This is a genomic window from uncultured Citricoccus sp. (assembly GCF_937871995.1).
GTDB lineage: Bacteria > Actinomycetota > Actinomycetes > Actinomycetales > Micrococcaceae > Citricoccus.
Genome location: NZ_CALMQR010000114.1, coordinates 14009 through 36047, shown reverse-complemented (window position 1 = coordinate 36047; position 22039 = coordinate 14009). Strand labels below are relative to the sequence as shown.

Annotated in this window: 19 protein-coding genes and 1 tRNA gene; 6 read left to right on the top strand and 14 right to left on the bottom strand. The window is 71.0% G+C overall.

The features are described 5' to 3' along the window. Positions 1-3: 3 nt before the first annotated feature. Together Q0283_RS13415 and Q0283_RS13410 are read right to left on the bottom strand one after the other, a co-directional pair. Entirely contained in the window at positions 4-1353 is a 1350-nt protein-coding gene (locus Q0283_RS13415) for an endonuclease/exonuclease/phosphatase family protein (RefSeq protein WP_183530216.1), read from the bottom strand. Between the two features lie 383 nt (positions 1354-1736). Next, a tRNA-Lys gene (locus Q0283_RS13410) sits at positions 1737-1809 on the bottom strand. A 209-nt stretch (positions 1810-2018) separates the two neighbouring features. Here Q0283_RS13410 and Q0283_RS13405 point away from each other — a divergent pair. From Q0283_RS13405 to Q0283_RS13395, 3 genes are all read left to right on the top strand, one after another. Next, complete coding sequence (locus Q0283_RS13405; RefSeq protein ID WP_183530218.1) at positions 2019-2693, top strand: hypothetical protein; 675 nt, start codon at positions 2019-2021, stop codon at positions 2691-2693. A gap of 192 nt (positions 2694-2885) precedes the next feature. After that, positions 2886-3512 (top strand): hypothetical protein, encoded by a 627-nt coding sequence (locus tag Q0283_RS13400; protein WP_298045095.1) that lies wholly within the window; start codon positions 2886-2888, stop codon positions 3510-3512. A 16-nt stretch (positions 3513-3528) separates the two neighbouring features. Continuing rightward, positions 3529-4536, top strand: coding sequence for an inorganic phosphate transporter (locus Q0283_RS13395; protein ID WP_298045093.1), 1008 nt, complete (start codon positions 3529-3531; stop codon positions 4534-4536). Positions 4537-4603: 67 nt separating this feature from the next. On the opposite strand, the gene pstB is transcribed toward Q0283_RS13395, so the two are convergent. The 4 genes from pstB to Q0283_RS13375 form a co-directional block, all read right to left on the bottom strand. Further along, positions 4604-5383, bottom strand: a complete 780-nt coding sequence (gene pstB, locus Q0283_RS13390) for a phosphate ABC transporter ATP-binding protein PstB (RefSeq protein ID WP_010143600.1) — start codon at positions 5381-5383, stop codon at positions 4604-4606. Positions 5384-5415: 32 nt separating this feature from the next. After that, positions 5416-6600, bottom strand: a complete 1185-nt coding sequence (gene pstA, locus Q0283_RS13385; protein ID WP_183530224.1) for a phosphate ABC transporter permease PstA — start codon at positions 6598-6600, stop codon at positions 5416-5418. Continuing rightward, the gene (gene pstC, locus Q0283_RS13380) at positions 6600-7568 is read right to left on the bottom strand and encodes a phosphate ABC transporter permease subunit PstC (RefSeq protein WP_183530226.1); all 969 of its coding nucleotides are present in this window, start codon (positions 7566-7568) and stop codon (positions 6600-6602) included. Before pstC ends, pstA begins: the two co-directional genes overlap by 1 nt. Positions 7569-7731: 163 nt before the next feature. Beyond that, complete coding sequence (locus Q0283_RS13375) at positions 7732-8817, bottom strand: phosphate ABC transporter substrate-binding protein PstS (protein WP_183530228.1); 1086 nt, start codon at positions 8815-8817, stop codon at positions 7732-7734. Positions 8818-9170: 353 nt separating this feature from the next. On the opposite strand from Q0283_RS13375, the gene Q0283_RS13370 reads away from it, so the two are divergent. Together Q0283_RS13370 and radA are read left to right on the top strand one after the other, a co-directional pair. Next, positions 9171-10331 carry an aromatic acid exporter family protein gene (locus tag Q0283_RS13370; RefSeq protein ID WP_183530230.1) on the top strand — a complete coding sequence of 387 codons (1161 nt, stop codon included), beginning with the start codon at positions 9171-9173 and terminating at the stop codon, positions 10329-10331. A 68-nt stretch (positions 10332-10399) separates the two neighbouring features. Then, positions 10400-11806, top strand: coding sequence for a DNA repair protein RadA (radA, locus tag Q0283_RS13365; RefSeq protein ID WP_010143605.1), 1407 nt, complete (start codon positions 10400-10402; stop codon positions 11804-11806). A gap of 9 nt (positions 11807-11815) precedes the next feature. On the opposite strand, the gene Q0283_RS13360 is transcribed toward radA, so the two are convergent. Further along, positions 11816-12547 carry a hypothetical protein gene (locus Q0283_RS13360; RefSeq protein WP_298045090.1) on the bottom strand — a complete coding sequence of 244 codons (732 nt, stop codon included), beginning with the start codon at positions 12545-12547 and terminating at the stop codon, positions 11816-11818. Between the two features lie 106 nt (positions 12548-12653). Between Q0283_RS13360 and Q0283_RS13355 the strand changes: the two genes are divergently transcribed. Continuing rightward, complete coding sequence (locus Q0283_RS13355; protein WP_183530232.1) at positions 12654-13595, top strand: A/G-specific adenine glycosylase; 942 nt, start codon at positions 12654-12656, stop codon at positions 13593-13595. Positions 13596-13684: 89 nt separating this feature from the next. On the opposite strand, the gene Q0283_RS13350 is transcribed toward Q0283_RS13355, so the two are convergent. The 7 genes from Q0283_RS13350 to Q0283_RS13320 all read right to left on the bottom strand — a co-directional run bounded on the left by Q0283_RS13350 (position 13685) and on the right by Q0283_RS13320 (position 21946). Then, positions 13685-13879 carry a CsbD family protein gene (locus Q0283_RS13350; RefSeq protein ID WP_298045089.1) on the bottom strand — a complete coding sequence of 65 codons (195 nt, stop codon included), beginning with the start codon at positions 13877-13879 and terminating at the stop codon, positions 13685-13687. Positions 13880-13967: 88 nt separating this feature from the next. Next, positions 13968-14480: an amino-acid N-acetyltransferase gene (locus tag Q0283_RS13345; protein ID WP_183530234.1), complete on the bottom strand. Its 513-nt coding sequence runs from the start codon at positions 14478-14480 to the stop codon at positions 13968-13970. Positions 14481-14763: 283 nt separating this feature from the next. Then, complete coding sequence (locus Q0283_RS13340; protein ID WP_183530236.1) at positions 14764-17301, bottom strand: ATP-dependent Clp protease ATP-binding subunit; 2538 nt, start codon at positions 17299-17301, stop codon at positions 14764-14766. Positions 17302-17438: 137 nt separating this feature from the next. Next, entirely contained in the window at positions 17439-17738 is a 300-nt protein-coding gene (locus tag Q0283_RS13335; RefSeq protein ID WP_029139062.1) for an Lsr2 family protein, read from the bottom strand. Between the two features lie 237 nt (positions 17739-17975). Further along, positions 17976-18239: a hypothetical protein gene (locus Q0283_RS13330; protein ID WP_298045087.1), complete on the bottom strand. Its 264-nt coding sequence runs from the start codon at positions 18237-18239 to the stop codon at positions 17976-17978. Continuing rightward, positions 18239-19759 carry a lysine--tRNA ligase gene (gene lysS / locus Q0283_RS13325; protein WP_298045112.1) on the bottom strand — a complete coding sequence of 507 codons (1521 nt, stop codon included), beginning with the start codon at positions 19757-19759 and terminating at the stop codon, positions 18239-18241. The genes Q0283_RS13330 and lysS overlap by 1 nt, the downstream gene beginning before the upstream one ends. Positions 19760-19813: 54 nt before the next feature. Beyond that, positions 19814-21946, bottom strand: coding sequence for a M13 family metallopeptidase (locus Q0283_RS13320; protein ID WP_298045086.1), 2133 nt, complete (start codon positions 21944-21946; stop codon positions 19814-19816). Positions 21947-22039: the final 93 nt, after the last annotated feature.

The following is a 22039-nucleotide window of genomic DNA, read 5'->3' as shown; positions in this document are numbered from 1 at the left end:
GGGTCAGTCCATTCCCAGGTCGGTCCACACGAGCCGGCGCTCGGTGACCCGGCGGTCCTCCCCGTCCTCGGCGGAGTCGGTGATCCGGGTCAGGTGGGAGCCCAGCTGCCCGTTGGCCGGCCAGAACACCCCGGCTGCCGTGGCCTCCAGCGTCGCGGACGGCAGCACGTAGTCGGAGCGCAGCAGCTCCACGCCGCCGCCGTCCCGGACGGCCCGGGTGGCCGTCGCGGCATCCGGGTCCGCGGCCAGGGCGCCGGCGGAGCGGGGCGCGGGGTCCTGAATGGCCTCCGACTCCAGCAGGGAGGCGATGGCCGCGGGGTGGTCGCCGTCGAGCGCCCGCTCGGCGCGCGGGCCGAAGTCCCCGACGAGCACGAAGTCACTGCCGGCGGGCAGTCCACCGGCACGTCCCTCGTCGTCCTCGAGGTACCCGGTGTCCCCGGCGTCCCCGGCGATGTAGTCGGCCCAGAAGCGCATCTCGTCGTGGTGCCGTTCGACCGGGGCGGTCCCGGCCCCGGGGTCCTCGGGCTGCGCGGCGAGGACGTGCACGGTCCGGTCGCCGACCCTCACGGGGATGTCCCAGTGGGCGGTGGAGGACAGGCGCAGCACGGACCGCTCGAGCTCCGTGTACTTGCCCTCCGGGATCGCGTTGCCGGGCACCGTGTTCCAGCGCAGGTCGCGGAACGTCCGGATCCCGTCCTCCTCCAGCGGGTGCCGGGAGAACAGGACCATGCCGTGCTGCCCGGCGAACTCACCGGGGCCGAACGAGTCGCCCGGGCCGCCGATCACGCCGTCGTTGTCCAGGTCGGCCCCGGTGTCCACGCCGTTGTTGACCTCCGCGGTGTAGACGTACGGATAGTCGATCCCCTCCTGCCCACCGGTACCGACGGCCAGGTAATTCGTGCGGAAGGACCGCGCGGCGGCCTCACCGCTGTCCACGTCGAAGTCCGTCAGCAGCACGACGTCCGGGGCGGCGCGCTGCACGGTCTCCGCGACCCGCTGGGCCTGGACCGAACCGGGTGCGGCGAGCTCATCGGCCAGCAGGCCCGGGGCGGACCGGGTCAGCCCGGCGGAGAAGGTGGCCACGCGCAGGTCGCCGGCGGTGGCCGCCGGCACCTTCCCGGAACGGGACCACAGCATGTGCCGCAGCAGGTCGGGGTTGGTCGGCAGGGACTCGTCGACGCCGAACAGGGCCATCGGCCCCACGCCCGAGTGCATCGCGGCGTGGGTGGCCAGCCCGCCCGCCGGTGCCGCCGACGCCGCGGGTACGCCGATGACCGCTGCCACGACGGCAGCAGGCACGAGGGCGCCGCCACGCAGAAGCCGCTGACGGAGCGCCCGAGGGGAAGCACTCATGCCTACCAGCGTAGGCACGGACCGGTGGCCTGCGCAGCCCTGTCGGAATGACGACTGGGGGACCGCTGCTCCGCCGCCCGACCCGGCGCCCGGCCGGCGGGGAGGCCGACCGCGGCGGGGAAACCGCGCGGCCACGCGGGATTCGGGCCCCATCGCGGTCCGCCCTGAAGGGCATCCGGGCGCCTCGGGGCCGAGGACGCCACCCCGTTGGGTTATCGAATCTTGATCATCCGGGGGGGCTCGAGACGTTCCTGAGATCAATTCGGCTCGGCGGCGTTCCGTTCCCCTGGCCCTGGCCCCTGGCCCTTGCCCCTTGCCTCCGGGACACGGTGGAGACGACGAAGGCCCCCGGCACGCGTCCCGGCGCCGGAGGCCTTCCCAGGTGGGCCCTGTGGGGATCGAACCCACGACCCGCGGATTAAAAGTCCGATGCTCTGCCAACTGAGCTAAGGGCCCACGGCCTGCCTGCAGGAGGCCGCAGTCCATGCTAGCGGACGGCGGCCGCGGGGTCCGGGGAGATCCACCATCGCGGAGCGAGATCCCACCCGTCCCGCGCTGCACCGGGGCTCCCGGGACGCCCCGCACGCGCGCCCGCGCGCCCGCGCAAGGCGTACCGTAGAAGGGCAGCATCTTCCTTCCCCCTTCTCCAGAGAGGCACCCCGCCCGTGACGTCCCCCCGGAGGCATTCCGGCCGGTCCCCGAGCTCGACGGCGGCCGGCACCGTCCGCCACCATCGGCCCCGCCACTTCGCCCCCGAGCAGTTCGCGGCCTTCGAGGGGGGTCCGGACCCGGCACAGACCGCGGAGGGCGCGGCCCTGCTCGCCCACGCCCTGCTCGACGGCGGCCGGTCCGGTGCCAGCGAGGAGACGGTCGGGCGGCTGGTCGCGCTGGTCGAGGACGCCGGCATCGACACGGTGGCCCGGCTGTGGGCCGACGCTCCCGCCGTGTCCCTCGGTGGTGCCCTGTGGCGCCTGTACGCCCTGCGGACGGCGACCACCCGCAATGGCCAGCTCTGGGCCTCCTGGTACCGCTCCGGTCATGACGCCCACGTGGCCCGCGCCATCGCCGGGGCGATCGAGCCGCCCGGGGCGCGCGAACTGCAGCTGCTCACGGACCACATCCTCACCGGTGCCTTCACGGGGGACTTCGGCGTGGCACTGGAGCGCGCGGCCGCCTACTGCCGCGTGGTCTGCCTGGGCCAGGCGCACCACGCGGAGGCGCTGGACGCGGCCCAGCCGGCACAGGCCACGGCCCTGCTGCGCCAGGCCAAGCGGTTGCTGGGTACGGCCGAGGACCTCGAGGCCGCCGCCGCTGCCTGGCGGGCCGGAACCCTCGACTGAGTATTCCGCGTTCAGCGGCGGGCTGATCCCCGCACCCGAGGTGGACAGTCCGGGGCCGGGGCGCGCACACTGGATACCGGTGCCGGGCCGCGGTAACCCCGGGCTCCAATATTCTGCCGCCATGAGCGGCCACTCGCCGAGAGGCGTTCCCGGTCCGGCACCGCCCCACCCTTCGGGATATCCTGCACGGTGATGAACCTTTCTCTCTCGCGCCTGCTGGCACCGGACCCGGTCAGCCTCGAGCATCTCGCCGCCCTCGCCCAGGGGATGCGCGCCGCCGTCGACCGCGTGGCCCAGCTGATGGCCGCCCCCACGGCGCCCGCGGCCGGAGCCGACCAGGAGCTGACCGTGATCGACACGGAGGCCACCGCCCGTCACATGGCCCTGCTGACCAGCCTCCGCAGCGCCTTCATCACCCCCCTGCCCCGGCAGGACCTGTACCTGCTGGCGGACGGCCTGAACGACGCCGTGGAGAAGATCTGCAACGCCGGGATCCTCATCCTCTTCACCGAGCAGTACCGCCTTCCCGAGGCTCCCCTGGACATCCTGGAGATCCTGGGCCGGCAGGCCGACCTGTTCCGCGACGCCACCGGACAGTTCCGCGAGCTCGACGAGCTCGAGGAGACGTGGATCCAGCTCCAGCGGTTGTCCAAGCGGTCCGAGCGGCTCATGACCCAGTGGGTCGCCGGCATGAGCGACGACCTGCTGCAGCGCAACTACAACCGCCAGCGGGAGACCGCCCACGCGCTCAACGCCGCCCTCGCCAGCGTGCGCGAGGTCATCGCCCATCTCGGCAGCATCCTCGTCCGGGAGTCCTGAGCCCGTGCCCGCGGTCATGACGATGATGCTGGTCGTCGTCCTCGCACTGTCCGTCGTCTACGGGCTCGTCAACGGCATGCGCGACGCCCCCAACGCCGTCGCCCTCCCCGTGCGCCAACGGGCCCTGACCCCCGGGGCGGCCCTCCTCCTCGCCGCGGCCATGAACCTGGTCGGCGGCGTGCTCTCCGGCGGATTCATGACGGCCGCCTGGCAGGGCCTCCCGGAGGAGCTGCACGGAGGCGGGCAGGGACTGCTGCTGGCCGGCGTCGGGTTCCTCGTGGCGGTGGGCTGGGGCCTGTTCACCTGGTCCCGCGGCATGCCGGTCTCCATGACCCACTCGATCATCTCCGCGGTCCTCGGCGGCAGCCTCGCCCTGGCGATCACCGGAGACCTCGGACTGTACGCCGACTGGTCGGCCGGGCTCCTCGTCGCCATGATGCTGGGACTGGTCCTGAGCGTCCTGCTGGCCTGGTTCCTGTCCTGGCTGCTCGTCACCCCGGCCACCTGGCTGGCGCGGGACGCCGCGCCCGGCACGGTGAACCACGGATCGCGGATGGCCCTGGCCGTCAGCGCGGCCGCCAACGCCCTCGGCCACGGCGTGCAGTCCGGGACGCGGATGACCTTCGTGCTGCTCCTGGCATTCGCCGGCGCCGGGGCACCGTCCGCCGTGGACTGGTGGGTCCCGCTGTCCGTCGGGACGGTCCTGGCGGCCGGCACCCTGTTCGGGGGATGGCGCATCGCCCACACCCTGACGGAGCGGATCGTCGACCTCGATCCCCTGCGGGCCGGCATCGCGTCCCTGGTCAGCGCCGCACTGCTGTTCGTGGGCGCCTATGCCCTGCACCTCCCGCTGTCCTCCACGCACGCCACGGTGGCCTCCATCGTCGGGGCCGGGCAGAACCAGCCCTACACCTCGGTGCGCTGGCCCGCGGTGTCCCGGATCGTGGCCTACTGGGTGGCCACGCTGCTGGTGTGCGCCGGCGCCGCCCTGCTGATCACCGCGGCCGGCTCCCCCCTGCTCTGAGCGGCCGGCGGACGACGACGGGGTGGGACCCATCCTGGGTCCCACCCCGTGGAGCGTCGCGCCCGGATCAGCCGAAGCGGCCGGAGACGTAGTCCTCGGTCTGCTTGTTCGAGGGGTTGTTGAAGATCACCGAGGTGTCGTCGTACTCGATGAGCTTGCCCGGCTTGCCGGTGCCGGCGATGTTGAAGAACGCCGTCTTGTCCGCCACGCGCGCCGCCTGCTGCATGTTGTGGGTCACGATGACGACGGTGTAGTTGTCCTTGAGCTCGTTGATGAGGTCCTCGATCGCCAGGGTGGAGATCGGGTCCAGTGCCGAGCAGGGCTCGTCCATCAGGATGACGTCGGGCTCCACCGCGATCGACCGGGCGATGCACAGGCGCTGCTGCTGGCCGCCGGACAGGCCGGAACCCGGCTTGTCGAGGCGGTCCTTGACCTCGTTCCACAGGTTGGCGCCGCGCAGCGACTTCTCCACGATCCCGTCCGCGGTGGACTTGGACATGCGAGTCCCGTTCAGCTTGTAGCCGGCCAGGATGTTGTCCCGGATGGACATGGTGGGGAACGGATTGGGCCGCTGGAAGACCATGCCGACCATGGTGCGGACGGTGACCGGGTCCACGCCCGGGTCGTAGATGTCCTCCCCGTCCAGCAGCAGCCTGCCCTCGGCCCGGGCTCCGGGCAGGACCTCGTGCATGCGGTTGATGGTCCGCAGGAAGGTCGTCTTGCCGCAACCGGAGGGCCCGATGAACGCGGTCACGGACCGCGGCTCGATGTTGATGTTGACGCCCTCCACAGCCCGGAAGTTGCCGTAGTAGACGTTCAGGTCGACGGCGTCGATGCGCTTGGACATGTGTCTTTCCTTCTCCTTGTGGTCTGCTCGGCTCAGCGGCCGGTCTTCTTCGGCGCGAAGGCCTTGGCGACGATGCGGGCGATGAGGTTGAGCAGCATCACGATGACGATGAGGACCAGGGCCGCGGCCCAGGCACGCTCAGCGGACGGGTCGGCCGCGGCGGGCGCGGTGGGATTGATGAGCTGGCGGTAGATGTACACCGGCAGGGCGGTCATCCAGCCGTCGAAGGGGTTCCAGTTGGTGGTGGCGATATACCCGGCCGTCACCAGGATCGGGGCCGTCTCACCCGTCACGCGGGCGATCGACAGCGTCACGCCGGAGGCGATGCCGGACATGGCCGTCGGCAGGACCACCTTGAAGATGGTCCGCCACTTGCGCACGCCGAGGGCGTAGGAGGCCTCCCGCAGCTCGTTCGGCACCACCCGCAGCATCTCCTCGGTGGAGCGGACGACCACCGGGATCATCAGCACGGACAGCGCGATGGCCGCGGTGAGCCCCATCTTGACCATCTGCAGCTGGCGCGGCCCGTCCCCGATGAACGTGGTGATGACCAGCTGGACGGCAGCGAAGGCGAAGAGGCCGGCCACGATGGAGGGGATGCCGGTCATGACGTCCACGAAGAACACGATGGCCCGGGAGAACCAGCCGCCGCGGCCGTACTCCACCAGGTAGATGGAGGTCAGCAGGCCGATCGGGACGGAGATGATGGTGGCCAGCAGGGTGATCATCAGGGTGCCGACCAGTCCGTGCAGGAACCCGCCGGCCAGGGGGGCGCCCTCGGTCTGGGTGGCGATGTCGTCCGATCCGGTGACGCCCTGCATGTCCCGCCACAGCAGTTGCGGGGTCTCCAGGAGCGTGGGCAGTCCGTTGGCCGCGACCGTCCAGATCACCGAGACCAGCGGGATCAGCGCCAGGAGGAACGCCGCCCAGACCAGGTTCCGCCACAGCCCGTCCGTGGCCCGCCGGGCGTTCTCGATCACCCGGGTGGCCAGGTACATGCCGAGGACGTAGAGGACCGCAGCGATGATCAGCCATCCCACCCAGCTGAAGCTGCCTCCGCCCAGCAGCGCGGTGATGCCGGCGGCCACCACGAGGGCACCCGCCAGCACGGCGATCCAGGTCCAGCCCGGCTTCTGCCCCGCGGTCAGGGAGTTCTTCTTCTTCCCACCGGGCACGGAGGTGCGCTGCGGTGCGGCGGTGTCGTTCGAGATGGTCATCAGTTCGCTCCCGAGAATTCCTTGTGGCGGCTGACGATCCAGCGGGCCACCATGTTGACCGCGAGGGTGATGATGAACAACATCAGGCCGGCGGCGATCAGCTCAGACTGGCGCATGCCGAAGGCCTCGGGGAAGTTCAGGGCGATCTCCGAGGGGATGGTCGCATTGCGACCGGACTGGATCAGGCTCCAGGAGAAGATGCCCGGGGACAGCACCAGGGTCACGGCCATGGTCTCGCCCAGGGCGCGGCCGAGGCCGAGCATGATCGAGGAGACGATGCCGGCACGGGCGAACGGGAAGACGGTCATCTTGATCATCTCCCACCGCGTGGCGCCCAGGGCGAGGGCGGCCTCCTCGTGCAGCTTCGGCGTCTGCAGGAAGATCTCACGGCACAGGGAGGTGATGATCGGCAGGATCATCACGGCCAGGACGACGCCGGAGGTCAGCAGGGTGCGTCCGGTCGTGGTCGGGGTCCCCCCGAACAGCGGGATCCAGCCCAGGTACTCGTTCAGCCAGGCGTAGATCGGCACCATCGCCCCGGCCAGGACCGTCATGCCCCACGCGCCGAAGACCACGGAGGGGATGGCGGCGAGCAGGTCGATGACGTAGCCGACGGGAGTCGCGATGGACCGGGGCGCGTAGTGGGAGATGTACAGGGCGATCCCGACGGCCACCGGGGTGGCCAGCAGGATGGCGATGATCGAGGCGATCAGGGTGCCGGCCATCAACGGCCAGACGTACTGCCAGAAGGTGTCGGCGCTCTCGATGCTGTCCTGGTCGGAGAACGCCTCGGGCCACAGGGCCGGGAGCGACTCGATGAGCAGGAAGACCGCCACGAAGGCGAGGACCAGCAGGATCACGATCCCGGCGGTGAGCGCCAGGCCGGAGAAGACGCGGTCTCCCGCCTCGCCGCCGCGCGAGCCCTTGAGCGACGTCCTCCTGGACGGCTCGGTGGCTGTGTCAGTCACGGTGACTCCCTTCGGAGTTCGTGGTGCGGGCGGTGCTCCCGCATCCCGGGGATGGATGTCCTAAGAGGAAATGGCGTTCACAGCATGGCACAGCCGCCGGCCCTCACGAGGAAGGACCGGCGGCCGCAGCACGTGCTACCCACGTCCGGTGTGAGTGGGGATGTCAGCCCTGGACGGTGATGCCCTGGATGTTCTCCAGGGCGGCCTCGCGGGTGGCGTCGGAGATCGGGGCGTTGCCCGCGGACTCCGCGGCGGTGGCCTGTCCGTCCTCGGACACGACGTACTCGGCGAAGGCCTTGGCCATGTCGGCGGTCTCCTGGTCCTGGTACTGGTGGCAGAAGATCTCGTAGGTGACCAGGACCACCGGGTAGACGCCGGCCTCGGTGGTGGTGCGATCGAGTTCGAGCGCCCCGGCGAGCCCCTCGCCGGCGGTCTCCACGGCGCGGGCGGCGGCCTCGGAGGAGTACGGCACGTACTCCTCGCCGACCTTCACGGCCACCGTGCCCAGGTTGCCGATCTGGGAGGCGTCGGCGTAGGTGATCGCGCCGTCGGTGGACTGCGCCAGGGAGACGACACCGGAGGTCTGCTGGGCGGACTCGGCGGTGATCTCGGTGGGCCAGGTCTCGACGACGTCGTAGGTCCAGGACTCCGGGGCGGCGGCGGCCAGGTAGTCGGTGAAGTTCTCCGTGGTGCCCGAGTCATCGGCACGGTGCACGACGGTGATCTTGGTGTCCGGCAGCTCGGTGTCCGGGTTCTGCTTGGCGATGACCGGGTCGTTCCAGGTGGTGATCTCGCCGGTGAAGACCTTGGCGATGGTGTCGGCGTCCATGTTGACCTGGTCGACGCCCTCGAGGTTGAAGGCCACGGCGACCGGGGAGATGTAGGCCGGGACGTGGAAGACGCCCTCCGGTCCGCAGACGGACTCCGCCTGGCTGATCTCCTCCTCGTCCATCGCGGCGTCGGAGCCGGCGAAGGAGTACTGTCCGGCCAGGAAGCCCTCGCGGCCGGAGCCGGAGCCCACCGGGTCGTAGGAGACGGTGAGGTCCGGGTGGACCTCGGTCACGCCGTTGGTCCACGCGGTCATGCCCGCTTCCTGCGAGGAGGCGCCACCGCCGATCAGGTTGCCCGCGACGGAGCCGTTGCCCTCGGCCGCGGTGTCCGAGGAACCGTCGTTGCCGCCACAGGCGGTCAGGGCGAGAGCAGCGACGGAGAGGACCGCAGCGGAGCGGCCAAAGCGAAGAGCCTTCACAGAATTGCCTCTTTCAGGATGGATGACAGTGCGGGAGAGGACCTACCCCCGGCTACCAGTGGTCACATGGCGCGGGATTCGGGTGCCGCAGGCCTCGTTCCGCGGTCGAACCTATGGGGGGAAGGTGAAGCACTGGGCGGTCGAAGATTAACGCGACGTTAACGAGAGCCCGTTCCTCCAGGCTCCCGCACGGCTGCGGGACCGGTGCATTCACGAGATGACAGGGCAGGGAGCGCCAGCCCGTGACCCATCCCTCACGGGAGCGTGAGAAACCTCACCATGCAGCGTCCGTGGTTCCGCGTGGGCTGCCGGGGACCGTCGTCGGCGAACGGTCCACACCCTACTCTGGTCTCATGCACCAGCAAGCGACCGGTTCGTCCGGCCCCACCGCCCTGCGGGGGGGCTGGTCCCGGGCCCGGTCCTTCGTCGCCCGGCGGGCCCGCACCGGGGCCGCGCGGGCGCGCGCGGCGGTGGTCCCCGCGGCGCTGAGCGCGGTGTGCGCGGTCCTGGCCTACGCCTTCGCCGAGTTCGTCCTGGGGCACGAGGACCCGTTGTTCGCCGCCACCGCCTCGCTCATCGCCCTCGGCTTCAACCGCGAGCCCAAGGTCCGCAAGGTGCTCGAGGTGGCGGCCGGCTGCACCCTGGGCATCCTCGTCGGCGACCTCATGCAGGCCGTCCTCGGCCAGGGCTACTGGCAGGCCGTCCTGGTGGTGTTCACCTCCATCATGGTGGCCCGCTTCCTGGACTCCGGGGCCGCCTTCACCCTGCAGATGAGCCTGCAGTCCATCCTGGTCGTCCTGTTGCCCGCCGCGGAAGGCGGTCCCTTCACGCGCAGCGTCGACGCCGTCGTCGGGGGGTTCATCGCCCTGCTGGTGACGCTGCTGTACCCGAAGAACCTGCAGAAGGAGGCCGCCACCGGGCTGCGGGACCTCTACGCCACCGTGACCCGGACGCTGCGCGACTGCTCGGAGGCGCTGCGCAACCACGAGTCCCGCACGGCCTGGATGGCCCTGGTGGCCTGCCGCGGAACCCAGTCCGCCGTGGACAACCTGCACAAGGACGTGCGCAATGCCCAGGAGGTGGCGACCTTCTCCCCCACCCAGCGCCGCTCCCGGCCCGTGCTGGAGTCCACCGCGCAGACCGTGGAGAAGTCCGACCTGGCGGTGCGCAGCCTGCGCATCGTGGCCCGGCGGGTCATCAGCGTCATCGACCACGACTCCCTCGACGAACAGGGCACCCTGCTGCTGGCCGACTGGTTCGACGAGGCGGCCGACGCCGTCGAGATCCTCGGCCGCTCCCTCGGGGAACCGGCCGCGCGCGGCCGGCACAAGTCCCTGTCCGTGGCCCGCGACGCCCTGGGCGGCGCCGCGGGGCGCCTGGATCCCGCGGAGCTGGGCGCCACCTCCCTGCACGGGGAGGCCCTGGTCATGTTGTTGCGGCCCATGATGGTCGACTTGATCGAGGCCACCGGGTCCTCCCACGACGACGCGGTGGCCTACCTGCCGCCCCTGTGAGGCTCCCGCGCGCCCACGGCCACCGGGTGCGCCCCTAGCGCGTCCGTGCGCGCCATTAGCCTTGGTCCATGGCTACCAAGACCGCCAAGCGCGTGAACCCCGGCTACCGCTGCAGCGAATGCGGATGGACCACCGTCAAGTGGGTCGGCCGCTGCGGGGAGTGCCAGGCCTGGGGCACCGTGGTCGAGACCGGTGCGGACGCGACCTCCGGCCGCACCCCGGCGGCCACCATCGCCGTGCCCGCCGTGCGCATCGGTGACGTGGACGCCTCGCAGGCACGCTTCCACACCACCGGCGTCTCCGAGCTGGACCGCGTGCTGGGCGGGGGACTGGTACCGGGCGCCGTCGTGCTGATGGCCGGCGAACCGGGCATCGGCAAGTCCACGCTGCTGCTGGACGTGGCGGCCAAGGTCGCCCGGCACCGCCGCCCGGAGGGCGACACCCGTACCGTGCTCTACGTGACCGGCGAGGAGTCGGCGGCCCAGGTACGGTTGCGGGCCGACCGCATCGGGGCGGTGGCGGACACCCTGTTCCTGGCGGCCGAGACCGACCTCGGCCGGGCACTGGGACAGATCGAGAAGGCCGATCCGGACCTGCTCATCGTGGACTCCGTCCAGACGCTGCAGTCCCAGTCCGTCGAGGGCACCGGGGGCGGTGTCACCCAGGTCCGGGAGGTGGCGGCCAGCCTGATCAACGAGGCCAAGTCGCGGAACATGACCACCGTGCTGGTCGGGCACGTGACCAAGGACGGCTCCATCGCCGGGCCGAGACTGCTCGAGCACCTCGTGGACGTGGTGTGCCAGTTCGAGGGCGAACGCCATTCGCGGCTGCGTCTCGTGCGGGCCGTGAAGAACCGGTTCGGCCCCACGGACGAGGTGGGCTGCTTCGACCTCGGTGAGGCCGGCATCCACTCCCTCGAGGACCCCTCCGGGCTGTTCCTGTCCGGCACCAAGGAACCGGTGGAGGGCACCTGCGTGACCGTCACCCTCGAGGGACGACGCCCCCTGGTGGCCGAGGTGCAGTCACTGCTGACGCCGTCCGGACAGGGAGCGGCCCGGCGCACGGTCAGCGGCCTCGACTCGGCACGCATCACCATGATCCTGGCCATCCTGCAGCGGCGGGCCAACTTCCCGCTCACGGACGACGACTGCTACGTGGCCACGGTCGGCGGCGTCCGCCTGACGGAGCCGGCCTCCGACCTCGCCGCAGCCCTGGCGATCGCCAGCGCCAAGCTCCAGGCGCCCGTGCCTCCGGGCATGATCGCCTTCGGCGAGCTGGGCCTGGCCGGGGAGGTGCGGCCGGTCCCCGGCATCGGGCGGCGGATCCGCGAGGCGGCCCGGCTGGGCTTCCGCCGGGCGGTGGTGCCCGTCTCCCCCGAACCGCTGGGTGATGTGCCCGAGAACGTCACGGTCTCCGAGGTGACGAGCCTGAACGAGGCGCTGGGCACCATGCGCGCCTGGGTGAACGGGACGTGACGGACGGCGCTACTGCAGCGTGAAGGACACCGGCTGGGCCTGCAGCTCTCCCAGGGACACCTCGAGGCGGTAGGTCCCGCTTCGCGGTTCGGATCCCACCTCAGCGCACCCCGGTGCCGAGCGCACGCGGGGCCACGTGAACCGGGACCGCTCCTGATCGTCCGGGGAGATCTCCATCATCGCGTCGTCCCCCTCCACCTGGCAGTCCTGCGTGGAGAAGATCCGGTCCGATCCGGAGTACACCGTGAACACCTGCTGGCTGGTCCCGAGGTTGGCCGCGCAGGGTTCATCCCCCGTGTTGTCCACCCGCAGCTCGAGCACCGGGTCCTCGCCCTCCGGGTACGACTGGCGGTCCGTCGCCCCCGAGATCACCAGGTCGCCCGGCTGGCACGCCGTGGCGCCGAGGGATCCCGCCGTCGCGGACGGGGAGGCCGAGTCCGAGGGGTCCGCCGTCGGCTCGCCGCTCGCCGGGTCGGCGGTACCCGGGGTGTCCGTGCCCGTGGCCTCGGTGGGCGAGGCGGGGGCGGGAGTGTCCGTGCCCGTGGCCCCGGTGGGCGAAGCGGGGGCCGTCACGGACGGGCTGGCGTTGCCACCGGGGTTCCCCGACTGCTCATCGCCCCCGGGCCGGAACAGCGAGATGATCCATCCCACCAGTCCCACCACGAGCGCGAGCACGAGCACGAGCAGCACCAGGGCGACGATCCGGCGACGCCGGTACACCTCGGGGGACTGCGGACGCATCAGATCGCTGTTTCGAGGGTCGCCGGCCATGCCACCAGCTTAAGGACCATCCCCCGTGGACCGGACCGGCCACGCCGGACGGGCCCCGGACAGTACAGTGGATCGCATGCCTGATCCCCGCTCCGCGATGTCCACGCCGGAGATCACGGCCACCCTCCACCGCAGGATCAACGACTGGTTCGCCGACCACGGCCGGGACCTGCCGTGGCGCGCTGCGGACTGCAGCCCCTGGGGCATCCTCGTCAGCGAGATCATGCTCCAGCAGACCCCCGTCAGTCGCGTCCTGCCGGTCTGGACCGACTGGCTCGACCGCTGGCCCGCCCCGCGCGACCTGGCGGCGGCACCGGCCGCCGAGGTCCTGCGCGCCTGGGGCCGGTTGGGCTATCCCCGCCGTGCCCTGAGGTTGCAGGCCGCGGCGGCCGCCATCGCCGCCTCCCCGGACGGGGAGGTCCCCCGGACGGCGGGTGAACTGCTGGCCCTGCCGGGAGTCGGTGCGTACACGGCGGCCGCCGTCGCCTGTTTCGCCTTCGGCCGTCCCGAGGTGGTGGTGGACACGAACATCCGGCGGGTCCACGCCCGGCTGGTGTCCGGCCGGGCGCTGCCGGAGAAGTCCCTGACGGCAGCGGAGACGGCGCTGGCCCGCGACCTCATGCCGATCCAGCGCGAGGAGGCCTGCCGGTGGAACGCCTCCGTCATGGAACTCGGGGCGCTGGTCTGCACCGCCCGCTCCCCGCGCTGCGGGGAGTGCCCCGTGGCCGATCTCTGCGCCTGGCGCGCCGCGGGCATGCCGGAGCCCCACTACCGGCCGAGCGGCCAGGCCTGGTCCGGCACCGACCGCCAGGTGCGAGGTGCCGTGATGGCCGTGTTGCGCGAGCAGGGCTCCGTACTCGTCGCCGCCCTTCCCCAGCACCCGACGGCGGTCGCCCGGCTGGGTGCCCACCGCCCGGCCGAGGCCCAGTGGGAGCGCTGCGTGGCGGGTCTCGTCGCCGACGGCCTGGCCCGCAGGGACGACGACGGCCCGGAGGCCGCGCTCAGCCTGCCTCGCTGAGGGGCGTCCGGGCCGTCGGACCGGGGGTACCGTCCCTGCCTGCGGTGGCGGGGCCGTCACCGGGGACGGGGGTGCACCGGGAGGGGACGTCAGTGCTTGTCGCCGCCGAAGACGCGCTTGGCCGCGTCCTTAATGTCCTCACCGGCGTTCTTGAGGTTGCCCTTGACCTCGTCGGCCTTGCCCTCGGCCTTCAGGCGGTCATTGTCCGTCGCCTCGCCGAGGCCCTGCTTGAGCTTGCCCTTGGCTTCCTCGGCGCTGTTCTCCATGCGATCTCCGGTGCCCATGTGGCCCTCCCTGATCTCACCGGCCCCGGCCCGCTGCCGGCGGCCTGTCCCAGGAATCATCCTCGTCGGCACCCGGCAGGGCAAGCCGTCAGAGGTGATGGATCATCCGGGTGTTGCCGAGGGTGTTGGGCTTCACGCGCGCCAGGTCGAGGAACTCGGCCACGCCCTCGTCGTGGGAGCGGAGGAGCTCGGAATAGACCTCCGGATCCACGGCGGACTGGTCCTCCATCACCTCGAAGCCGTGGCGGGTGAAGAAGTCGACCTCGAAGGTCAGGCAGAACACGCGGCTCACGCCCACGTCCCGGGCCCGGTCCAGCAACCGGTCGAGGAGCTTGTGTCCCACCCCGTGCCCGCGCCAGTCCGAGGCCGTGGCCAGGGTGCGGACCTCGGCGATGTCCTCCCAGATCACGTGCAGGGCGCCGAACCCGGCCAGTGACCCGTCCGGCGCCTCGGCCACCATGAACTCCTGGATCGACTCGTAGTAGGCCACGGCCTCCTTCTGCAGCAGGACCCGTCGTTGTGCCAGGGGCTCCACGTGGTCACGGATCGCCGGGACGTCCTGTGTCCGTGCGGGCCGGATGAGCAGCTGCGTGGGTTCCATCGGTTCAGTCTAGGACCGTGCGGCGTTCACCCCTCTGCCGTGCCCGCCACCCGGGGTCCGGCGGCGCCGCGACCGGGCCGGTCGGGCGAAGGACCCGGCGTGGGCCCGGACGGCGAAGGACCCGCCCCCTGTCCGGGAACGGGTCCGTGCACGTCGATGGCGACCGGGGCGGTCGGCGGGGCTCAGTTGCCCTGTTCCCCAGACGCCCGTGGGCCCGGTCCGACGGATCGTCGGACCCACGGGGCCGACGACGCCTGCCCGGCAGGCCGGCGTCGTCACGGTGTCACTGGCCGGTGGTCTGGGCCTCGATCTCCCCGGCCACCGGCGTCGCCTCGATCGCCTCGGGACGGCTGGTGGTGGAGAAGGTGAGCTTGGCCGTCTCACCCTCACCCTCGAGGTCCACGGTGATGCTGGACCCGGGGGTGATCTCCCCGAAGAGGATCTTCTCGGAGAGCTGGTCCTCCACCAGGTGCTGGATGGTGCGGCGCAGCGGTCGGGCACCGAACGCGGGGTCGTACCCGCGGTCGGCCAGGAACTCCTTGGCCGGCTTCGTGATGGTGATGGTCAGGTCCTGGTCGTCCAGCCGCTTCTGCAGGCGGGCCACGAACAGGTCGACGATCTGCACGATCTCGTCCTTGGACAGCTGCGGGAAGACGATGACGTCGTCCACGCGGTTGAGGAACTCGGGCCGGAAGTGCTGGCGCAGCTCCTCCTGGACCTTGCCCTTCATCCGGTCGTAACCGGTCTGGGTGTCCGCGGCGGACTGGAAGCCCGTCATGACGCCCTTGGAGATGTCCTTGGTGCCGAGGTTCGTGGTCATGATGATCACGGTGTTCTTGAAGTCCACCACGCGCCCCTGGGAGTCGGTCAGGCGACCGTCCTCCAGGATCTGCAGCAGCGAGTTGAACAGGTCCGCGTGGGCCTTCTCGACCTCGTCGAAGAGCACCACGGAGAACGGCCGGCGGCGGACCTTCTCGGTCAGCTGGCCGCCCTCTTCGTAGCCGACGTAACCGGGAGGGGCACCGAAGAGCCGGGAGACCGTGTGCTTCTCCTGGAACTCGGACATGTCCAGGGTGATGAGGGCGTCCTCGTCACCGAACAGGAACTCCGCGAGGGCCTTGGCCAGCTCGGTCTTGCCGACGCCCGTGGGCCCGGCGAAGATGAACGAGCCCGAGGGCCGGTTCGGGTCCTTGAGGCCGGCGCGGGTGCGCCGGATCGCCTGGGACAGGGACTTGATGGCCTCGTCCTGGCCGATGACCCGCTGGTGGATCTCGGCCTCCATGTTGCGCAGGCGGTCGGTCTCCTCCTCGGTGAGCTTGAACACCGGGATGCCGGTGGAGGCGGAGAGCACCTCGGCGATCAGGTCCTCGTTCACCTCGGCGATGCCCTCGGTGACGCCCGTGCGCCACTCCTCTTCCTTGCGGTTGCGCTCGTCCGTGAGCTTCTGCTCCTGGTCGCGCAGGTGGGCGGCGCCCTCGAAGTCCTGGCCGTCGATGGCCGCTTCCTTCTCGGCGCGGACCTCGGCGATCCGGGAGTCGTACTCCTTGATCTCCGGCGGGGTGGTCATGCGCTTGATGCGCAACCGGGCCCCGGCCTCGTCGATCAGGTCGATCGCCTTGTCCGGCAGGAACCGGTCCGAGACGTAGCGGTCCGCCAGCGAGGCCGCGGCCTTGAGCGCGTCCTCGGTGATCGAGACCCGGTGGTGGGCCTCGTACCGGTCCCGCAGCCCGCGCAGGATCTCGGTGGTCTCCTCCACGGTGGGCTCGTTGACCTGGATCGGCTGGAACCGGCGCTCCAGCGCCGCGTCCTTCTCGATGTGCTTGCGGTACTCGTCCAGGGTGGTGGCACCGATGGTCTGCAGTTCGCCGCGGGCCAGCATCGGCTTCAGGATGGAGGCCGCGTCGATCGCGCCCTCGGCCGCGCCGGCGCCGACGAGCGTGTGGATCTCGTCGATGAACAGGATGATGTCCCCGCGGGTGCGGATCTCCTTGAGCACCTTCTTCAGGCGCTCCTCGAAGTCACCGCGGTACCGGGAGCCGGCCACGAGGGACCCGAGGTCCAGGGTGTAGAGCTGCTTGTCCGTCAGCGTCTCGGGCACGTCGCCGCGCACGATCGCCTGGGCCAGGCCCTCGACGACGGCGGTCTTGCCGACGCCGGGCTCGCCGATGAGCACCGGGTTGTTCTTGGTGCGGCGGGACAGCACCTGCATGACCCGCTCCATCTCCTGGGCGCGGCCGATCACCGGGTCCAGCTTGCCCTCGCGGGCGGCGGCGGTGAGGTTGCGGCCGAACTGGTCCAGGACCACGGAGCCGGCCGGGGCGCCCTCGGACTGGCCGCCGGAGGACACACCGGCGCCCGCGGTCTCCTTGCCGCCGGCACCGCCCTGGTAGCCGGACAGCAGCTGGATGACGGTCTGGCGGACGCGGTTCAGGTCCGCGCCGAGCTTCACGAGGACCTGGGCCGCGACGCCCTCGCCCTCGCGGATGAGGCCGAGCAGGATGTGCTCCGTGCCGATGTAGTTGTGGCCCAGCTGGAGGGCCTCGCGCAGCGACAGCTCGAGGACCTTCTTGGCGCGCGGCGTGAAGGGGATGTGGCCCGAGGGCGTCTGCTGTCCCTGGCCAATGATCTCCTGGACCTGCTCGCGCACGGCCCCCAGGGAGATGCTGAGCGACTCGAGGGCCTTGGCGGCCACTCCCTCGCCCTCATGGATCAGGCCGAGCAGGATGTGCTCGGTACCGATGTAGCTGTGGTTGAGCATCCGCGCCTCTTCCTGCGCGAGTACCACCACCCGCCGGGCACGGTCCGTGAATCTCTCAAACATGGGCACACTCCTTGCTGACTGTGCCTCCGATGCTACGCACCGGGGGACGAGTTCGGGCGGCTGTTCGCCGTAGGGAGAACAACCGCCCGGCACCGCTGCGTGGCCTCGGTTCCGTCAGGTCTGTGCGCCGCCCCGCGTCACTTCTTGGCGTTGCGGTAGGCCTCGACGATGTCCCGGTGCAGCCGGCCGCGCTGGGAGACCTCGTAGCCGTTCTCGGCAGCCCACTCGCGGATCTTGGCGGCCTCGTTCCCCGGGGTCGGCGGGGCCACGGCCCGGGCCTTGCGGAGGTACGGCTTGAGCGTGGACCGCAATTCCTTCGCGTGCTCGGACGAGAGGTCGATCTCGTAGTGCCGGCCGTCCAAGGCGAACTGGAGGGTCTCGTCGGCCGGTGTTCCGTCTAGATCGTCAACCAAGACCACTTCTACTTTCTGCGCCACGGCCATTCCCCTTCGATATGTCAACGGAGCTTTCGGAACGGATGTTCCCGGCACCGACAGTCCGGATATCCTCAACCAGGGAATCCCTATTGCCTTCTTCCGATCCGGCGCCCAGTTCAGAGTATCCCGGATCCCTATTATGTTTACCAACTGAAGGTCGACGCGTGCCCTGCTCTCACGGCGAACTCACAGCTTGGGAATCGGGATATCCCCTCGATGAAATGCGGGAAGGCGCCGTCACGAAGCGGTCGTGGGACCGGCCCCGCGGCCGTCACCGGCATCGCCGGCGGTCGTCTCGCCGGCGGTTCCACCGGCACCGTCCCGGGAGCCGCGCTCCGCCCGCAACCGGGCCCATTCCTCCGCCTCGCGCTCCTCCAATTCGGCGCGCGCGTTCCGCTCGCCGCTGTCCGCCCGGAACAGGGAGCGCATGACGAGCCAGAAGATCAGCCCCAACCCCACGGAGGGGGCCAGGACGGAGAAGTACTCCCAGAACGTGTCCATCAGCTGCCCGACCCCTGGGCCTCCGGCTTGAGCAGCGGGAACAGGATGGTCTCCCGGATCCCGGCCCCGGTGAACAGCATGACGAGGCGGTCGATCCCGAGCCCGATGCCGCCCATCGGCGGGGCGCCGTACTCCAGGGCGCGCAGGAAGTCGTCGTCCAGCTGCATCGCCTCGTCGTCACCCGCGGCGGACGCCTCCGACTGCGCGGTGAGCCGATCACGCTGGATGACCGGGTCGATCAGTTCGGAGAAGGCCGTGCCGCGTTCCATGCCGCCGATGATGAGGTCCCAGGCCTCGATCACACCGGGCTTGGACCGGTGCGGGCGGGCCAGCGGCTGGGCGGCCGGGGGGTAGTTGTAGACGAAGGTCGGATCGATGAGCGTGGGCTCCACGATCTCGCCGAACAGCTCGATCACGAGCTTCTCCGCGTCCCAGAACCCGTCATAGGCCACCTCGTGCTCCTCGGCGATGGCGCGCAGCTCCTCCACCGTGGTGTCCGGCGTGATCTCCCGGCCCACGGCCTCCGACAGGCCGGGGTAGACCTCCAGCCAGCGCCATTCCCCGTCCAGGTCGATGGTGCCCCGGGGCGTCTCGATCCGGCGGCCCGCACCGATGGCGTCCGCGGCATTGAGGATCATCTCCTGCATCCGCTCGGCCATGACGTGCATGTCCGCCCACGCCTCGTAGGACTCCAGGGTGGTGAACTCCGGGGAGTGGGTGGAGTCCACGCCCTCGTTGCGGAACACGCGGCCGATCTCGAAGACCCGGTCGATCCCGCCAACCACGGCACGCTTCAGGTAGAGCTCGGTGGCGATCCGCAGGGTCATCCCCTGGTCGAACGCGTTCAGGTGGGTCTCGAACGGACGGGCATGGGCGCCGCCGTGGATCAGCTGCAGGACCGGGGTCTCCACCTCCACGTACCCGCGGTCCTCGAGGGTGCGGCGGATGGAGCGGATGATGGCGGCCCGGGTGTGGACCATCTGCCGTGCCTCGGGACGCACGATGAGGTCCGCGTAGCGCTGGCGCACCCGGGTCTCCTCGTTGAGTCCGGCGTGCAGCACGGGCAGCGGACGCAGCGCCTTGGAGGCCATCTGCCAGCCGTCGGCCATGATGGACAGCTCCCCGCGGCGGGAGGCGATCACCTCGCCCTGGACGGCGATGTGGTCGCCCAGGTCCACGAGGTGCTTCCAGTCCGCGAGGGACTCCTCGCCCACGTTGGCCAGCGAGACCATGACCTGCAGCCGGGTGCCGGCGCCGTCGTCGCCACCCTCCTGCAGCGTGGCGAAGCAGAGCTTGCCGGTGTTGCGCAGGAACACCACGCGCCCGGCCACGCCGACCCGCTGGCCGGTCTCGGCCCCCGGCTCCAGGTCCGGGAAGTCGGCCCGGACGCGTGCCAGGGAGTGCGTGCGGTCCACGGCGACCGGGTAGGCCTCGCGCCCGGAGGCCAGGATCTCGTCGCGCTTGTCCTGGCGGACCTGCCGCTGGTCACTGGTCGTGGGGTCGCTGGGCTGTCCGTCCACCGTTGCCGGCTGGACCGGGGAGTTCTGGGTCGTCACGGTCAACCAGTCTACGGCTCACCAGATGGTGACGCGCTCGGCCGGATCCAGCCACATGCCGTCACCCGGCCGGGTCCCGTAGGCCTCGTGGAAGGCGTCGAGGTTCCTCACCACCTGGTTGCAGCGGAACTCGTTGGGCGAGTGCGGGTCGGAGGTGATCCGCGTGATCGTGGTCTCCGGGCGGGACAACTGGCGCCAGCACTCCGCCCAGGACGCGAAGAACGCGCGGTCCTGCTCCACCTGGGCCTCATCGGCCGCGGAGGCCTCCACCGGCCCTCCGGCCTCGGGGTGGGCCCCGACCGGGCGGCCGGTCGCCTCGGACCGGGCGGCCGCCCCCTCGGCTCCCGCCGCCCGGGCCGGGCCGGCGGTGTCACCGGTGCGGTCGGCGTCGGCATTCTCCTCGCGCCAGATCTCCAGCGCCTTGTAGGCGATGCCCAGCCCGCCCAGGTCACCGATGTTCTCGCCCAGGGTGAGCCGGCCGTTGACGCAGTGCTCCGGCGCCTCGCTGGGGCGCAGCACCTCGAACTGTTCCACGAGCCTGGCGGTGCGCTCCTCGAAGGCGGCGCGGTCGGCGTCGGTCCACCAGTTCCGCAGGGTGCCGTCCCCGGTGTACTGGGAACCCTGGTCGTCGAAGCCGTGGCCGATCTCGTGTCCGATGACGGCGCCGATGGCCCCGAAGTTCTCGGCCGGGTCCCGGCCGGGGTCGAAGAACGGCGGCTGCAGGATGGCCGCGGGGAAGACGATCGCGTTCTCCAGCGGGGAGTAGTAGGCGTTGACCGTCTGCGGGGTCATGTGCCATTCCTCGGGATCCGGGCCGGTCTCGATCTTGGTCAGGTCCCGTTCGAACTCGAACGCGGAGGCCGCACGCACGTTGGCCACCAGGTCGTCGGGATCCACCTCGAGGGAGGAGTAGTCGATCCACTTCACCGGGTAGCCGACCATGGGCTTGAACATGGACAGCTTCTCCAGCGCCCGCTGCCGGGTCTCCTCCCCCATCCACTCGAGCGTGGAGATGGACCGGCGGTAGGCCTCCAGCAGGGTGGACACGAGCTGGTCCATGGTCGCCTTGTGGCCCTCGGGGAAGTGCCGGGCCACGTACAGCCGGCCCACGTCCTCGCCCACGGCCCCGTTGACGAAGGCCACCCCGCGCTTCCAGCGGGGCTTGACCTCCTCGGTGCCCGCGAGCTTGCGGCCGTAGAAGGCGAAGTGCTCGTTGACGAAGGCCTCGGTCAGGTAGGGGGCGGCCGAGCGCAGCACCTGCAGCTGCAGCCACAGCTTCCAGTCCTCCAGGTCCTCGGCGAGCAGCAGCTGCTGCATGGCGGCCAGGAAGTCCGGCTGCCAGGCCACCACCTCGGCGCTGCGGGAGTCCTGCGCCCCGATGCCCTCCAGCCAGCGCTCGGCCAGCGGGAAGGACTCCAGCAGGGTCGCGCGGTCCAGCAGGTTGTAGCGGGCCACCGCATCCCGGCACTTCACCACGTCCCAGTGGGCGGCGGCGATCTTCACCTCCAGGTCCACCACGCGGTCCGCGTACGCCCGGGTCTCCGGGGTGTCACCGCCGATGCCGGCCAGCTGGAAGAGGTTGCCCACGTGCTGCCGGTAGTCACCCAGCAGCTCCGCGAACTTCTCCTCCCGGTAGTAGGACTCGTCCGGCAGGCCCAGTCCGTCCTGGAGCAGGTGCAGCAGCATGCGCTCCGGGTTCCCGGCGTCGTTGAGGGCACCGGTCTGGATCAGGCCGCTGACCCCGGTGCGCTGCAGACGGCCGGAGAGCTCGAGGAACTCCTCGACGTCCTCCACGGCCTCGATCTCGGCCAGGTCGGCCACGATCGGCTCCAGTCCCCGGTCCTCCACGCTGGACTCGTCCATGAAGGAGGCGTAGAGCGCGCCGATGCGCCGGCGGGCGCCCTCGTCGTCGGCGCCGGCGGTGAACGGACCGGACTCCCTGCCGGCCCCGGGGCCGGACCAGAAGTGGGCGGCGGCGTCCTCGGCCAGTCGGCGGACCGCGGCCTCGGAGGCGTCGCGCAGCTCCATGAAGGCACCGTAGGTCCCCTGGTCCGCGGGGATGGTCGTGGACTCCATCCAGGCGCCGTTGACGTGCCGGTAGAGGTCCTCGCGGGCGGTCGGCTGGCTGGTGGCGGTCACGGTCTGGCTCACGCGGGCTCCTGGGGCAGTCGGGGGTCGACGGCGGCGCCGGGGAGCGGGTGCCCAGCGGCGCCGGGGTACCGGTCCGGTGGGCACCGGACCGCA